Annotated in this window: 9 protein-coding genes; all 9 read left to right on the top strand. The window is 71.1% G+C overall.

The window, feature by feature from the left end; translation table 11 throughout:
- Positions 1-32 precede the first annotated feature (32 nt).
- The 9 genes from ACQEV8_RS14580 to ACQEV8_RS14540 all read left to right on the top strand — a co-directional run bounded on the left by ACQEV8_RS14580 (position 33) and on the right by ACQEV8_RS14540 (position 15,178).
- Positions 33-815, top strand: a complete 783-nt coding sequence (locus ACQEV8_RS14580) for a TIGR03936 family radical SAM-associated protein (protein WP_432960212.1) — start codon at positions 33-35, stop codon at positions 813-815.
- 259 nt (positions 816-1,074) lie between these two features.
- On the top strand, positions 1,075-5,160 hold the full coding sequence (locus ACQEV8_RS14575; protein WP_432960210.1) for an Rne/Rng family ribonuclease: 4,086 nt from the start codon (positions 1,075-1,077) through the stop codon (positions 5,158-5,160).
- Positions 5,161-5,388: 228 nt separating this feature from the next.
- Positions 5,389-5,709 carry a 50S ribosomal protein L21 gene (rplU, locus tag ACQEV8_RS14570; RefSeq protein WP_030815038.1) on the top strand — a complete coding sequence of 107 codons (321 nt, stop codon included), beginning with the start codon at positions 5,389-5,391 and terminating at the stop codon, positions 5,707-5,709.
- A gap of 14 nt (positions 5,710-5,723) precedes the next feature.
- Positions 5,724-5,978, top strand: coding sequence for a 50S ribosomal protein L27 (gene rpmA / locus ACQEV8_RS14565; protein WP_031130899.1), 255 nt, complete (start codon positions 5,724-5,726; stop codon positions 5,976-5,978).
- Positions 5,979-6,101: 123 nt separating this feature from the next.
- The gene (gene obgE / locus ACQEV8_RS14560; RefSeq protein ID WP_432960207.1) at positions 6,102-7,538 is read left to right on the top strand and encodes a GTPase ObgE; all 1,437 of its coding nucleotides are present in this window, start codon (positions 6,102-6,104) and stop codon (positions 7,536-7,538) included.
- A 222-nt stretch (positions 7,539-7,760) separates the two neighbouring features.
- On the top strand, positions 7,761-9,182 hold the full coding sequence (locus ACQEV8_RS14555; protein WP_432960205.1) for an FG-GAP-like repeat-containing protein: 1,422 nt from the start codon (positions 7,761-7,763) through the stop codon (positions 9,180-9,182).
- Positions 9,183-9,350: 168 nt separating this feature from the next.
- Positions 9,351-10,898, top strand: a complete 1,548-nt coding sequence (locus ACQEV8_RS14550) for an alkaline phosphatase D family protein (protein WP_432960203.1) — start codon at positions 9,351-9,353, stop codon at positions 10,896-10,898.
- Between the two features lie 478 nt (positions 10,899-11,376).
- On the top strand, positions 11,377-12,873 hold the full coding sequence (locus ACQEV8_RS14545; RefSeq protein WP_432960201.1) for a D-ribitol-5-phosphate cytidylyltransferase: 1,497 nt from the start codon (positions 11,377-11,379) through the stop codon (positions 12,871-12,873).
- Between the two features lie 202 nt (positions 12,874-13,075).
- Positions 13,076-15,178, top strand: coding sequence for a hypothetical protein (locus tag ACQEV8_RS14540; RefSeq protein ID WP_432972696.1), 2,103 nt, complete (start codon positions 13,076-13,078; stop codon positions 15,176-15,178).
- The last annotated feature ends 139 nt before the right edge of the window (positions 15,179-15,317 follow it).

The following is a 15,317-nucleotide window of genomic DNA, read 5'->3' as shown; positions in this document are numbered from 1 at the left end:
GACAGCCCGAAGGCCCGCCGCCCGCACCCGCGGTGCAGCGCATCCGACTGCGCTACACCAAGCGCGGCCGCCTCCGGTTCACCAGCCACCGTGACTTCCAGCGCGCCTTCGAGCGTGCGTTGCGCCGTGCCGAGGTGCCGATGGCGTACTCGGCGGGCTTCACACCGCACCCGAAGGTGTCGTACGCCAATGCCGCACCCACCGGCACGGGCAGTGAGGCGGAATACCTGGAGATCGCGCTCACCGCACCGCGCGATCCGGAGCAGCTCAGGGCCCTCCTCGACGCGTCGATGCCCACCGGCCTCGACATCGTCGAGGCGGTCGAGGTCCGCACCTCGGGACTCGCCGACCGGCTGACGGCTTCCGTGTGGGAGCTGCGGCTGGACGGTGTACCGCAGGAGGAGGCCCGCCGCGCGGCGGGCATCTTCACCGCGGCCGAGACCGTCGAGGTCCAGCGCCAGGCCAAGAACGGCGTCCGTACCTTCGACGCCCGCGCCGCCGTGGTGAGCCTGGAGATCCCAGACATCACGGAAACGCACAGTTCCCGGGCTGATAGGCCGACCGACCAGCCCTGTGCGATACTGCGGCTGGTTGTTCGGCACGTGACGCCTGCCGTACGACCCGACGACGTCCTGTCCGGTCTCCGCGCCGTGGCCGACCTGGCGCCGCCGGTCCCCGCAGCGGTGACCAGGCTGGCGCAGGGGCTGTTCGATGAAGAGACCGGCACGGTGACCGACCCGCTCGCGCCCGACCGCGAGGCAGCGGAGGCCCTCTCAACGGCCGAACCGACTGCCGCCGCGACGGCGCCGGCGTAAGGAAGGTTCCGCGAAGGGACGGACGTCGTAGCGCCGCCCTCGGACTCGGGAGCCACCTGGGTCGGGCAGCGTACCGACCAGCAGACTTTCGCCAGGCCGTACGCATTCGGCGTACGGAACCGGCGAGACAGGACACGGAGAGCTCCCGTGCGGCGCCCGCGCCCCGGACGGCGGCGACGCGCACAGCGCGAGCCGCGGACGTCACCGGCATCGCCGGACCAGGCGCGGCGCCCGGGAGCCTGACGGGAGAAAAGCCCGCATGCTCGAACCGACCGAATTCGCAGAGTCCTCCACGGGCTCCGAACAGAACAGCCCCAGCGACACCCTGCCGCCTCGCCGGCGGCGCCGTGCCGCGTCCCGCCCGGCGGGTCCCCCCGTCGGCGGATCCTCCGACGCCCCGGTGGAGACCGTCGCACCGGCCATACCGGCCGCCGATCCCGACGAACTCGCGACCGAGGTCGTGGAAGCCGGCGAGGACGCAGCCGCCGAGGCGGATGAGACGTCCGAGGCCGTACGGGCCGCCGAGGCCGCCGCGCCCGCCGCTCCCAAGCGGCGCCGCGCCGTCCGTCGCGCGTCCGCACCTGCCGGGACTCCGGCGGCCATGGAGGCCGCCGAGACCGTGGTCCCGGTGACCACCGCCGCTCCGGCCGGCTCCGAGGCGTCGGAGCAGGCCGAGGTCTCCGCGTCCGCCGCGGTGTCCGAGGACGCCGCTCCCCGGCGTACCCGGCGTCGTGCGACCCGCACGGTGACCTCGCCTGCTGCGGCTCCGGCGGAGACGCCCGGGACGGCGCCGGCCGCGACCGGTGTGCCTGCCGAAGAGGCCGCGCCCGCAGAGGTCTCCGCGCCCGCCGAGGCCGCCGCGCCCGCCGAGGTCCCCGAGGACGCCGCTCCGCGCCGGACCCGGCGCCGTGCCGCGCGGCGGGTCTCCGCGCCCGCCGGAACGCCGGAAGGCAACGCCGAGGAGGCGAAGGCACCTGTGACCGAGAACCCCGCCGCCGAATCCGCCGGCGCCGCCGAGACCCCCGCCCCCGAGGCCGTGCCCGCGCCCGAGGCCCCCGCCGCAGCACCCGCCGAGGCCGCCGAGGCCGCCGAGGACGCCGCCCCGCGGCGTCGTCGCCGGGTCGCCCGCAGGGCCGCCAGTGGCTTCGCCGAGCCCGCCCAGTCCTCGAGGTCCGCGAAGGCCTCGAAGTCCGCCGCGGCCACCGACACGGCTGCCGGTGAGAGCGAGTCGGCCGCGCGTCCCGCGCGTCCGGCCGTCGCAGTGTTCCAGGCGCCCGTGTTCACCGAGCCCCAGTTCCAGACACCGGAGCGGGCCGCCGCCGCTGCCGCCGCCGAGGCTGCCGTGGCCGACGAGCCCGAGGAGACCGAGGCGTCCGCGCCGGCCGAGGCTCCCCAGGAGGAGCAGTCCGCCGGGTCGCGCCGCCGGCGCCGCCGCCGGGGTGCCGGCGACGAGTCCGAGGCCCCGGCCGTCGAGGCCGCCGCCGCACAGAGCGCCGACGACGAGTCGGAGGACGCCGAGGACTCCGCCGACGGCGAGGATCAGGACGAGTCCGAGGGGAGCGGCTCGCGCCGCCGCCGTCGCCGGGGCGGTCGCCGCCGTCGGCGTGGCGACTCCGCCGACTCCGACGAGACCACGGACGACGAGTCCGAGCAGGGCGCCGCGGCCCAGGACGCCGAGGACACGGCCGAGGAGGACGAGGAGTCCGACGAGGCCGCCGACCGTGACGATGCCTCCGGCGGGGGCGGCTCCAGCAGCAGCCGCCGGCGCCGTCGCCGCCGGCGCCGTGCCGGTGACGGCGGCACCGAGTCCGAGTCCTCCGACGACGACCCGGAGCGCACGGTCGTCAAGGTCCGCGAGCCCCGCCCCGCGCGGGCAAAGAGTGCGGAGCCGTCCGACGAGGTGCAGTCCATCAAGGGCTCGACCCGTCTGGAGGCCAAGAAGCAGCGCCGCCGTGAGGGCCGCGAGCAGGGCCGCCGGCGCGTCCCGATCATCACCGAGGCCGAGTTCCTGGCCCGGCGCGAGGCCGTCGAGCGCGTGATGGTCGTCCGCCAGCACGGCGACCGTACGCAGATCGGTGTCCTCGAGGACAACGTGCTCGTCGAGCACTACGTCAACAAGGAGCAGTCGACCTCGTACGTCGGCAACGTCTACCTGGGCAAGGTCCAGAACGTGCTGCCGTCGATGGAGGCCGCCTTCATCGACATCGGCAAGGGCCGCAACGCGGTGCTGTACGCCGGTGAGGTCAACTTCGAGGCGCTGGGCATGGCCAACGGGCCGCGGCGCATCGAGTCCGCCCTGAAGTCCGGGCAGTCCGTGCTCGTCCAGGTGACGAAGGACCCCATCGGGCACAAGGGCGCCCGTCTGACCAGCCAGGTCTCCCTCCCGGGCCGCTACCTCGTGTACGTCCCCGAGGGCTCCATGACCGGCATCAGCCGCAAGCTGCCCGACACCGAGCGGGCCCGGCTGAAGACCATCCTCAAGAAGATCGTCCCCGAGGACGCGGGTGTCATCGTGCGCACCGCCGCCGAGGGCGCGAGCGAGGACGAGCTGCGCCGGGACGTCGAGCGACTGCATCAGCAGTGGGAGGACATCCAGAAGAAGGCCAAGAGCGGCGGCAGCTCGAACGCACCGTCGCTGCTGTACGGCGAGCCGGACATGACCGTCCGGGTCGTGCGCGACATCTTCAACGAGGACTTCTCCAAGGTCGTCGTGAGCGGTGACGACGCCTGGTCGACCATCCACGGGTACGTCTCGCACGTCGCCCCCGACCTGGCCGAGCGGCTGTCGAAGTGGACCTCCGAGGTCGACGTCTTCGCCACGTACCGGATCGACGAGCAGCTCGCCAAGGCCCTGGACCGCAAGGTCTGGCTGCCCAGCGGCGGCTCGCTGGTGATCGACCGGACCGAGGCGATGGTCGTCGTCGACGTCAACACCGGCAAGTTCACCGGTCAGGGCGGCAACCTCGAGGAGACCGTCACCAGGAACAACCTGGAGGCGGCCGAGGAGATCGTGCGCCAGCTGCGGCTGCGCGACCTCGGCGGCATCATCGTCATCGACTTCATCGACATGGTGCTGGAGTCCAATCGGGACCTGGTGCTGCGGCGCCTGCTGGAGTGCCTGGGCCGGGACCGGACCAAGCACCAGGTGGCGGAGGTGACCTCGCTGGGGCTCGTGCAGATGACCCGCAAGCGGGTCGGGCAGGGCCTGCTGGAGTCCTTCTCCGAGACCTGCGTCCACTGCAACGGCCGCGGTGTCATCGTGCACATGGAGCAGCCGGCCGGCGCCGGTGGCGGAGGCGGCGGCAAGCGCAAGAAGCGCGCGCGTGCCGGTGCCGCCGAGCAGCCGCACACGCACGAGGCGGCCGCCGTCGAGACCGCCGAGCAGGAGGCGGAGACCGAGGCCGAGGTCGGTGCCGAGGTCGCCGAGCCGATCGCTCTGCCCGAGCCGTCCTTCGAGCCCGACGAGGAGCTGTACAGCAGCGCCGCCGAGGCGGAGGCCGCGGCCGGGCGTGGGCGTACCAGGCGCCGGGCGAGCAGGCGGGCGTCCGCTCCCGCGGGTGCGCCGCGCGGTGAGACGGCGGAGCCGAAGGCCAGGAAGGGCAGGAAGGCCGAGCAGGCCGCGGCCGAGGCGCCGACGGCGCAGGACGTGACCGCCGCCGAGGAGGTCGCCCGTCCGGTGCAGCCGGAGCCGGCCACCGAGGCGCAGGCCGAGCCGATGGCCGTCGAGGACCCGGTCGTCGAGGCCCCGGCCGCCGCTGCCGAAGGGGCCCCGGCCGCCGAGGAGGCCGCGCCCAAGGGCCGTGGCCGTCGGCGGGCGACGCGCAAGGTGTCCGCGCCGGCCGGTTCCCCGGCGGGGGCGGAGGCGACCGTGGTGACGGTCTCCGAGACCGCGCCCGCCGCGTCCGAGGCCACGGAGACGCCCGAGCGGGCCGAACAGCCCGAGGCGCCCGCCGAGAGCGCCGCCCCGGCCCGTCCGCGGCGCCGTGCCGTGCGCAAGCCCACCGCGTCCACCACGTCCGAGGAGGCGGCCGTCGTGGTCGTGTCGTCGGCCGCGGAGGAGTCGTCGGAGGCCGGAGCCCCGGCCGCCGAGGCCGCTGCGGAGGCGCCCGCCGAGGAGTCGGCTCCGGCCAAGAAGACGGCCCGCAAGACGGCCAAGAAGGCCACGGCGAAGAAGGCCGCCACCAAGAAGACCGCGGCGAAGAAGACCGCGGCCAAGAAGACGACGGCCAAGAAGGCGGCGACCACCAAGACCGCCGCGAAGAAGACCGCGTCGAAGAAGACCGTGGCGGCGGAGCAGTCCGTGTCCTCCGCGTCGTCCGTCTCGGTCTCCACCGACGAAGGCTGACATCCCGCCCCTGTGCGACCGGCGTGACCGGTCGCACAGGCGGCGGACCGGCCTCGGTTTGACCCCTTCGGCCGGGTCCCCGTAACCTTGACCGTCGGCGTGTCGACTGACACGTCACATCCCCGTAAACCTCACCCTCCGGGCGCCTGGCGCCCAGGAGAGGCTGCTCGCTGATTCGGGCGGCTGGCCTGCGGGGGTGCCGTTTCCCCGAGCGAGAGAGAGTTCCGCGTGTACGCCATCGTGCGCAGCGGTGGTCGCCAGCACAAGGTTGCTGTCGGCGACATCGTTGAGGTTGACAAGATTTCCACCGCCAATGTTGGCGACACGGTCGAGCTCTCGACCCTGCTCGTTGTCGACGGCGACTCCGTGACCAGCGACCCGTGGGTGCTGGCCGGCATCAAGGTCCAGGCCGAGGTCGTGGACCACCACAAGGGCCAGAAGATCGACATTCTGCGCTACAAGAACAAGACCGGTTACCGCCGTCGCCAGGGCCACCGCCAGCAGTACACGGCGATCAAGGTCACTGAGATCCCCGCGGCTGCGAAGTAAGGGACTGAGGAGAAATGGCACACAAGAAGGGCGCATCGTCCACTCGGAACGGTCGCGACTCCAATGCCCAGCGGCTCGGCGTGAAGCGCTTCGGCGGTCAGGTCGTCAACGCTGGTGAGATCCTGGTCCGTCAGCGTGGCACCCACTTCCACCCGGGCTCCGGCGTCGGCCGTGGCGGCGACGACACGCTGTTCGCCCTGGCCGCCGGTTCGGTGCAGTTCGGCACCCACCGTGGCCGCAAGGTCGTGAACATCGTTCCGGTCGCCTGACCGGAAGCTTTCGCGAGGCGGACCTCACTTCCCTCACGGGAAGCGGGTCCGCCTTTCGCGTGTTGGGAAGAGAACAACCCCGTACGACCCGTACGGACACGTACGCAAATGGAGGCACACACCATGACCACCTTCGTGGACCGCGTCGAGCTGCATGTCGCCGCGGGTAACGGAGGCCACGGCTGTGCCTCCGTCCACCGTGAGAAGTTCAAGCCGCTGGGCGGCCCGGACGGCGGCAACGGCGGTCGTGGCGGGGACGTGATCCTCACCGTCGACCAGTCGATCACCACGCTTCTCGACTACCACCACTCCCCGCACCGCAAGGCCACCAACGGCAAGCCCGGTGAGGGCGGCAACCGCTCCGGCAAGGACGGGCAGGACCTGGTGCTGCCGGTGCCGGACGGCACGGTGGTGGTGGACAAGGCGGGCAACGTCCTCGCCGACCTGGTCGGGCACGGCACATCCTTCGTCGCCGCGCAGGGCGGCCGGGGCGGACTGGGTAACGCGGCGCTGGCCTCCGCGCGCCGCAAGGCACCCGGCTTCGCGCTGCTCGGTGAGCCGGGGGACCTTCATGACGTCGTCCTGGAGCTGAAGACGGTCGCCGACGTGGCGCTCGTCGGGTACCCGAGTGCCGGCAAGTCGTCCCTGATCTCGGTGCTGAGCGCCGCCAGGCCGAAGATCGCGGACTACCCCTTCACCACGCTCGTGCCGAACCTCGGTGTCGTCACGGCCGGTTCGACCGTGTACACGATCGCCGACGTGCCCGGGCTGATCCCCGGGGCCAGCCAGGGCAAGGGCCTGGGCCTGGAGTTCCTGCGGCACGTGGAGCGGTGCAGTGTGCTCGTGCACGTCCTGGACACCGCCACGCTGGAGTCGGACCGCGACCCCGCGTCCGACCTCGACATCATCGAGGAAGAGCTGCGGCAGTACGGCGGGCTGGACAAGCGCCCGCGGATGGTCGTCCTGAACAAGACCGACGTACCGGACGGCAAGGATCTGGCCGAAATGGTGCGGCCCGACCTGGAGGCGCGCGGGTACCGCGTGTTCGAGGTGTCGGCCGTGGCCCATCTGGGGCTGAAGGAGCTGTCGTTCGCACTCGCGGAGCTCGTGGCCAAGTCCCGGGCGGCGAAGCCGAAGGAAGAGGCCACCCGGATCGTGATCCGGCCCAAGGCCGTGGACGACGCGGGCTTCACCGTGACCCGCGAGGCCGACGGCCTGTTCCGGGTGCGCGGTGAGAAGCCCGAGCGCTGGGTGCGGCAGACCGACTTCAACAACGACGAGGCGGTCGGGTACCTGGCGGACCGGCTCAACCGGCTCGGTGTCGAAGAGGCGCTGGTGAAGGCGGGCGCCCGGGGTGGCGACGGTGTCGCCATCGGGCCCGAGGACAACGCGGTCGTCTTCGACTGGGAGCCGTCCCTGACGGCCGGGGCGGAGATGCTGGGCCGGCGTGGTGAGGACCACCGGCTCGAGGGAGACCGGCCGGCCGCGCAGCGCCGTAGGGACCGGCAGGCCGAGCGGGACGAGGCGCAGCAGGAGTTCGACGACTTCGAGCCTTTCTGAGTTAACAAAGCGCAAATTTGCGACCGACTTTGATGCAACCAAGTCGTTCTCCGGGGTGTCGTACAGGGCAGAGCGGATGAGGATCTTGTTCCTTGCCGCGTAGCAACTGACCACGCGATCCACGGAGTTGACGTACGTGCCCCAGTCCACGAGCAAGCGCGGGATCGGTCGAGGCATAGGAATGGCGGCGGCGATCGCCGTCGTCGCCGCCGTCACCGCCCGGTGGCCGCTCAGGCCGCCGGCGCGGCCGACGCCACCCCGGCCGCCGCCTCGAAGCTCCACGACGACTTCAACGGCGACGGCTACGCCGATCTCGCGGTGGCCGCCCCGACCGCGACCGTCGGCGGCAAGAAGGGCGCCGGCTACGTCGCCGTGCTCTATGGCACGGCGAACGGGCTGAACACCACGAAGAGGCAGGTGTTCAGCCAGAACACCGCCGGCGTGCCCGGCAGCGCCGAGACGGACGACGCGTTCGGCAGCACCCTCGCCACCGCCGACGTCGACCGCGACGGGTACGCGGACCTGGTCGTCGGCGCGGGCCGCGAGGACACGGCCGACGGCGGTACCGACTCGGGTCTTGCCGAGGTGCTGTGGGGCGGCCCGAAGGGCCTCGCCGGCGGTGCCGTACTGGCCACGGGGAAGGAGCACGACGGGCTCGGCGCCCAGGGGCGTCTGGCCCTCGGGGACGTCGACGGCGACGGCGCCGAGGACCTGGTGACCGCGGAGAGCCATTACTACCTGCGTGTGGTGAGCGGCCCGTTCACCCGGGACGGCGCCACGGCCCGTGACGATCAGATCCTGAGGGACGAGTTCGACACCCGTGTCCTCGACCTGGCCACCGGCGACGTCAACGGCGACGGTGTCACCGACGTCGCAGCCACCCAGAACGACGGCGACGAGTTCGACGCCCGTCGGGTCGTGTACTGGCAGGGCTCCCGGCAGGGACTCGAGCCGTACACCACCGTGGAGGGCGGCGACGGCTACTCGCTCCAGGGCGGCGAGAACCTCGACATCGGGGACGTCGACCAGGACGGCGTCGACGACATCGTGGTCGGCAGGGCCGTCACCGGGTACGACAGCGACCTGGACACCCCCGCCGCCAAGGGCGGCCGGGTCACCTGGATCCCGGGCACCTCGAACGGGCCGGACGGCACCAAGGCCAGGCACCTCAACCAGGACAGCCCCGGGGTGCCGGGCGCCGCCGAGGCGGGCGACGGCTTCGGGACGGACGTCCGGGTCGCCGACGTCAACGGCGACGGCTACCCGGACGTGGCGACCGGGCTGCCCGGCGAAGACCTGGGCAGTGTGGCCGACGCGGGCGCGGTCGTCGTGCTGCGCGGCAGCGCGAAGGGGCTCACCGGCACCGGCGCCCAGGCCGTCACGCAGAACACGCCGAACGTGCCGGGCACCGCCGAGAAGGGCGACACCTTCGGCTCGGCCGTGCACCTCGCCGACGCGAACCACGACGGCCTGGCCGACCTGGCAGCCGGCGCGGCGGGGGAGAACGCCAAGGCCGGGTCCGTCTGGTACTTCCGGTCCGGTCCGACGACCGTCGTGAGCCCGAACGGCACGACGACCTTCGGCAACACGCTCCTCGGCACCACCCCCACGGACGCTCGGCTCGGTACGCTCTTCGCCGACTGATCATCCGTCAGACCCGCTGCGGCAACGGCTTGTTCCGGTGCTGGCGGCGGGTCTCTTTTTGTCTGCTTAGTTGTCATGTACGTGAACCCCGGCGTTCAGCGGGCGGGTCGCCCGCGAGCGTGAAGCTTCCCAGAGTCCATGTGGCCAGCGAGGTAAGGGAGTCAGCCGATGACAGCAGGATCGCCCGACCGACGCCGCTTTCTGACCGCCGGCGCCGCGGTGCTAGGCGCCGCCGCCTCCGCCCAGCTGTGGCTTCCGGCCGCCGCCCGCGCGGCCGAGACGCCGCTGCCCGACGGTGTGTTCAGCCTCGGCGTCTCCTCAGGTGACCCGCTGCCTGACGGCATAGTGCTGTGGACCAGGCTCGCCCCCGACCCGCTGAACGGCGGGGGCATGCCCGACCGGGTGGTGCCGGTGGAGTGGCAGCTCGCGGAGGACCACCGGTTCAGAAAGCTCGTCCGCCGGGGCACCGCCCAGGCCCGGCCCGAGTACGGGCACAGCGTTCACGTGGACGTACGCGGGCTGCGCGCGGACCGCACGTACTGGTACCGCTTTCGCACCAGCGGGCAGCTCTCGCCCACCGGCCGCACCCGCACCGCGCCCCACCCCCACAGCTCCGGTGGCTCCCTGCGCATGGCCCTCGCCTCCTGCCAGAACTGGCAGCACGGCTATTTCACGCCATACGCAGACATGCTGGATCAGGACCCCGACGTCGTGGTGTTCGTGGGCGACTACATCTACGAGTCCACGCCGTCGTCGACGGGCGTACGGCGGCACGAGGGCACCGGTGAGCCGTTCAGCCTCGTCCAGTACCGCAACCGGTACGCCCAGTACCGCACCGACCCGGACCTCGCGGCGATGCACGCGAACGCGCCCTTCGTGGTGAGCTTCGACGACCACGAGGTGGACAACGACTTCGCGGGCGAGATCCCGCAGGACCCCGACAAGCAGCCGCACGACGCGTTCGTGGCCCGCCTGACCGCGGCCTACCAGGCGTTCTACGAGCACATGCCGGTCCGTGCCACCGCCGTCCCGAACGGACCGCACATCCGGATGCACCGCCGCCTGGAGTTCGGCCGCCTGGCCCGGCTCAACGTCCTGGACACCCGGCAGTACCGCAGCGACCAGGCCACCAGCCAGGCCGGCGCCCAGGACCCCTCGCTGACCATGCTGGGCGCGCAGCAGAAGCGGTGGCTGCTGGACGGGCTCAAGAACTCGCCCGCCCGCTGGAACCTCATCGCCTCCCAGATCATGATGGCCGAGACGGACCTCAAGGTCGGCGAGGGCAAGCTCTGGTTCTACGACGCCTGGGACGGCTACCAGGCCGAACGCAACCAGTTCTCCCAGGAGTTCAGGCAGGTCCGCAACCCCGTGGTGCTCTCCGGGGACCGGCATCTGACGATGATCAGCGACCTCAAGGAGGACTACGCCGACCCGGACTCCGCGGTCGTCGGCGCCGAGTTCGTCGGCACGTCCATCTCCAGCAACGGCGACCAGGACCAGGAGGCCTTCCGCAAGGAGTGGGACCCGCGGCGTCCGGACAACCCGCACTGGAAGCTGCTCGACGCGCACCGCGGCTACCACCTCTTCGACGTCCGCCGCGACGGCATCGACGCGCAGGTGAGGGTGGTCGACACCGTGCGGCAGCCGGCCTCGGTACCGAGCACGCTGGCGAGGCTGCGGGTCGAGGCGGGCCGGCCGGGCGTCGAGGTGGTCTGACGGCCTTTCGGCCATGGAGCGGACGGGAGCCCGGGACTCATCGGAGTCCCGGGCTCTTCCGGCTCTTCCCTTACCCCGACCGAGATCGAAATGCTGCGGAATCTTTACCGAGAATTCCGCGGCAATGGGCGGCTGAACGAGCGGTATTCAGGACTTGCCCGCGACTGCGTGGCGGCGAGGCTTATGGAGAACACGTGCCGTCCCGTGCCCGGGTAGGTGAAGGCGGCCCGCGGTCGCCGGCCCGTGACGACTGCCACGGTGGTCGGGTGCCACACCACACCGCCGAGGCGCGTACCGTGCAGCAGACACCGTCCAAGGAACTCGTGAACGCTTCACGGAGTCGTCTCACCAATCACCGGCACTCCCAGGTGAATGACAGGTTGCGCGCACATATGTGGCGAAGGTCGCTCACCTTGCACTGCGGTAACCACAAGTGGGACCATTTCCAAGTTCCCTGTCGCCCCGAGGTAGGTCACCTGTGTCCCAGCACATAGCCAAGCCCCGTACCACCGCAGTGATCCTGGCTGGTGGTACCGGTCAGCGCGTTGGTCTGTCGATCCCCAAGCAGCTGCTGAAGATCGCCGGCAAGGCAGTCATCGAGCACACGCTGACCACTTTCGAGAACGCCGACTCGATCGACGACATCATCGTGCTGATGGCGCAGGGCTACGTGCCCGACGTCGAGAAGATCGTGACGAAGGCCGGATTCAAGAAGGTCTCGAAGATCATCGAGGGCGGCTCCACGCGGAACGAGACCACCGAGCGCGCCATCGCCGCGCTGGGCGAGGGCCTGGCCGAGGGCGAGGACGCCAACGTCCTCTTCCACGACGCCGTGCGCCCCCTGCTGTCGCAGCGCGTCATCGACGACTGCGTCGTCGCGCTGGAGCGCTTCCACGCCGTCGACGTGGCCATCCCGTCCGCGGACACCATCATCGTCACGCGCACGCACGGCGAGGACGGCGAGTTCATCACCGAGATCCCGGACCGCTCCCGGCTGCGCCGCGGCCAGACCCCGCAGGCCTTCAAGCTGTCCACGATCAAGCGGGCCTACGAGGTCGCCTCGAACGACCCCAACTTCCAGGCCACCGACGACTGCTCCGTCGTTCTCAAGTACCTGCCGGACGTGCCGATCCACGTCGTCGCGGGTGACGAGTACAACATGAAGGTCACGCAGCCCGTCGACGTCTTCATCGCCGACAAGCTCTTCCAGCTCGCCTCGACCGCCGCGCCCGAGCAGGTCTCCGAGGAGGCCTACCGCGAGCTCCTCACCGGCAAGACGATGGTCGTCTTCGGCGGCTCCTACGGCATCGGCAAGGACATCGGCGAGCTCGCCGAGTCCTACGGCGCCAAGGTCTACGCGCTCGGCCGCTCCACCACCGGCACCCACGTGGAGAACCCGGAGGAGGTCGACGACGCCCTGTCCAAGGCGTACGCCGAGACCGGCCGCATCGACTACGTGGTGAACACCGCGGGCGTGCTGCGCATAGGCAAGCTCGCCGAGACCGACAACGCCACCATCGAGGAGGCGCTGAAGGTCAACTACCTGGCCCCGGTCCAGATCGCCCGGTCGTCGTACAAGTACCTGTCCGAGACCAACGGCCAGCTCCTGCTGTACACCTCCAGCAGCTACACCCGCGGCCGCGCCGAGTACAGCCTGTACTCCTCGACCAAGGCGGCCATGGTGAACCTCACCCAGGCCCTGTCCGACGAGTGGGCCGGCGACGGCGTCCGCGTCAACTGCATCAACCCCGAGCGCACCGCCACCCCCATGCGCACCAAGGCCTTCGGCCAGGAGCCCTCGGGTTCCCTGCTGTCCTCCGAGGCCGTGGCCCGTACCTCGCTCGACGTGCTGCTGTCCGAGCTGACCGGCCACGTCATCGACGTCCGCCAGCAGGACCCGACGGCCGGCGCGGCCCGGGCGTCCGGCTTCGAGCAGGCGCTCGCCACGGTTCTGGACCGGCAGGACGGCGTGTAATAATTGGCGCCAAATAGACCCCGGTAATTCAGGCCTCTGCGGTCTCCTGTTCACGAAGTTCGTCGACAGGAGTGTTCGCAGGGGCCTGAATCCATACCGTCCCGCGAATATTCACAGACCAGCCGCAATTCCGAACCAGACCGGCACACCCCTCCCAAGAGCAGGTTTCTCCGTGATATCCACCGCTATTCGCGTCGCCCGGGTGGGCAGTGCGGCCCAGCTGGCCGCGGCGGTCCTCATGATGGCGGGCTACCCCGCCCTCATGCTGGCCGCGCTCGTCCCGAGCGTTCCCGCCTTCGCGGCAGCGGCCGCCGTGACGTACCTGGCGGACCACTATCTGCACCGCAAGGGCAGCTATCTGATCAACCGCCTCAGCAAGGTGCGGGCCGGCCTGTCGATCCGCTTCCTGATCAGGCAGCTGCTCCTGGTCCTGCTGCTGGCCCGGCTGTCCCTCGCGGACAACCTGATCTACTACGGGGCGATCGCCTGCTTCATCGCCTTCTACGGTCTGCAGGCCCCGCACGGCGCGCTGGTCCAGCTGATCCGCAACCGCCGCCGCATGCCGGTCGCCACCCGCAATGTCGACCTGAAGTCGCGCATCCGCATCCCGGACGCCCCGCCGCGCAAGCTGCTGCACCGCTCCGCCGAGAAGATGCTCCACATCGACCTCTTCGCGGTCGCCGGCATCCTGCTCGCCGCGCAGGTGAAGTCCGCCCTCGTCGGCTTCGTCGGCATCGGCGTCACGGTGGCCCTCGGAACGCTGTACGTGCTGGCGCTCGTGCCGTACGTGCGCGGCCGGAAGATCCCGCCGAGGGCCGACATGGTCCTGGCCGCCGTGGACGACTGGCTGGGCGAGTACAAGCCGGAGACGGTCCTGTACTTCTCGGGTTCGAAGGACTCCGCCTACCAGGTCAACATGTGGCTGGACACCATGGAGAAGCTGGACTCCAAGCCGCTGATCATCCTGCGTGAGCGGGCCATCCTGAACAATCTGGCGCCCACCACGGTCCCGGTCGTCTGCGTGCCCGGAGGGGTGCACCTGATGAACATGGACCTGTCCACGGTGCGTGTCGCGCTCTACGCGGCCAATGTCGGCAAGAACATCCACATGCTGCGCGTGCCCACGATCAAGCACGTCTTCATCGGCCACGGCGACAGCGACAAGCTCGCCAGCGTCAACCCGTACAGCAAGGTCTACGACGAGGTGTGGACGGCCGGCCGCGCGGGCCGCGACCGCTACGCCATCGCCGACGTCGGTGTCCGCGACGACGACATCGTCGAGGTCGGCCGCCCGCAGCTCGCCCCGATCCAGACCTGGCAGGGCGTGCCCGACAGCCGGATCCCGACCGTCCTGTACGCCCCCACCTGGGAGGGCTGGGACGGCAACCCGGGCAACACCTCGGTCGTACTGGCCGGCGAGAACATCGTGAAGCAGCTCGTGCAGGCCGACCCGCCGGTCCGCGTCCTGTACAAGCCGCACCCGTTCACCGGCAACGTCAGCAAGGAGGCCGGCGCCGCCCACCAGCGCATCACCGCCCTGGTGCGCAAGGCCGCCGCCGAGCGCGCCATCGACACGCGCTTCGTCGCCGACACCGCCGCTCAGGCCACCGCCAAGACCGAGCTGGCCCGGATCGAGGCCCGGCTCGCGCAGCTCTCCGGCTCCGGCGGCGAACGGCGCGACGAGGCCGAGGCCACCCGTGACGGCCAGGTCGACATCGCCCGGCACGAGGAGGTCGCCCGGCTGCGCGCCGAGTGGAACGACGCCTACTGGCGTTCCTTCCCCGCCTGGGAGCACCGCGTCATCACCGGCTCCGACCCGCGGCTGTACGACTGCTTCAACGTCTCCGACGCGATGGTCTCCGACATCTCCAGCGTGGTCTCCGACTTCATCGCGAGCGGCAAGCCGTACGCGGTCACGGACTCCGCCGAGGTGGGCGTCGAGGAGTTCAAGCGGAACAACACGGCGGTGCGCGCCGCGGTGATCCTGTCCAACAGCGCGGCCGAGCTGGGCGAGCTGCTTGTCGCTGTCCGTGACCGGGCCGCCGATCCGCTGGCCGAGGACCGCAAGGAGCTCAAGCAGTACCTGCTGGGACCGGACGAGCCGACCTCCCTCGAGCAGTTCAACACCGCGGTCGCGGATCTCGCGCTCAAGGCCGAGACGCGCAACGTCGGTCAGGAGTCACGGGTGGCGGCCGCCCTGGCCGATGCCGAGGTCGACGCCGAGGCCGATGCCGAGCTGGCGAACGCCGTGCCCGGGCAGCGGGCGGCCGCGGCCGGTGACACGGACGGTGTCGGCGCGGGCTGACCCGCCTCCGCCTGAATCAGGGCTCGGCCCCGAGGAGCGTCTTCCTCGGGGGCCGAGCCCTTTCGTGTGCCCGCTGTCTGTCGATCCATTGTGTGACGTGTCCCACTAACACGTGCGTGCGAGGCAACCGCTTGCCCTG

It is taken from the genome of Streptomyces sp. CA-179760 (genome assembly GCF_050937045.1).
Classification (GTDB): domain Bacteria; phylum Actinomycetota; class Actinomycetes; order Streptomycetales; family Streptomycetaceae; genus Streptomyces.
The sequence above is the reverse complement of the archived record's forward strand: the minus strand, read 5'-3'. Positions and strand labels throughout refer to the sequence as shown.

What these genes read in the sequence shown, in the direction of transcription:
- ACQEV8_RS14575 (WP_432960210.1), top strand. Translation starts at nt 1,075, where the DNA reads ATGCTCGAACCGACCGAATTCGCAGAGTCCTCCACGGGCTCCGAACAG.
- rpmA (WP_031130899.1), top strand. Translation starts at nt 5,724, where the DNA reads ATGGCACACAAGAAGGGCGCATCGTCCACTCGGAACGGTCGCGACTCC.
- obgE (WP_432960207.1), top strand. Translation starts at nt 6,102, where the DNA reads ATGACCACCTTCGTGGACCGCGTCGAGCTGCATGTCGCCGCGGGTAAC.
- ACQEV8_RS14550 (WP_432960203.1), top strand. Translation starts at nt 9,351, where the DNA reads ATGACAGCAGGATCGCCCGACCGACGCCGCTTTCTGACCGCCGGCGCC.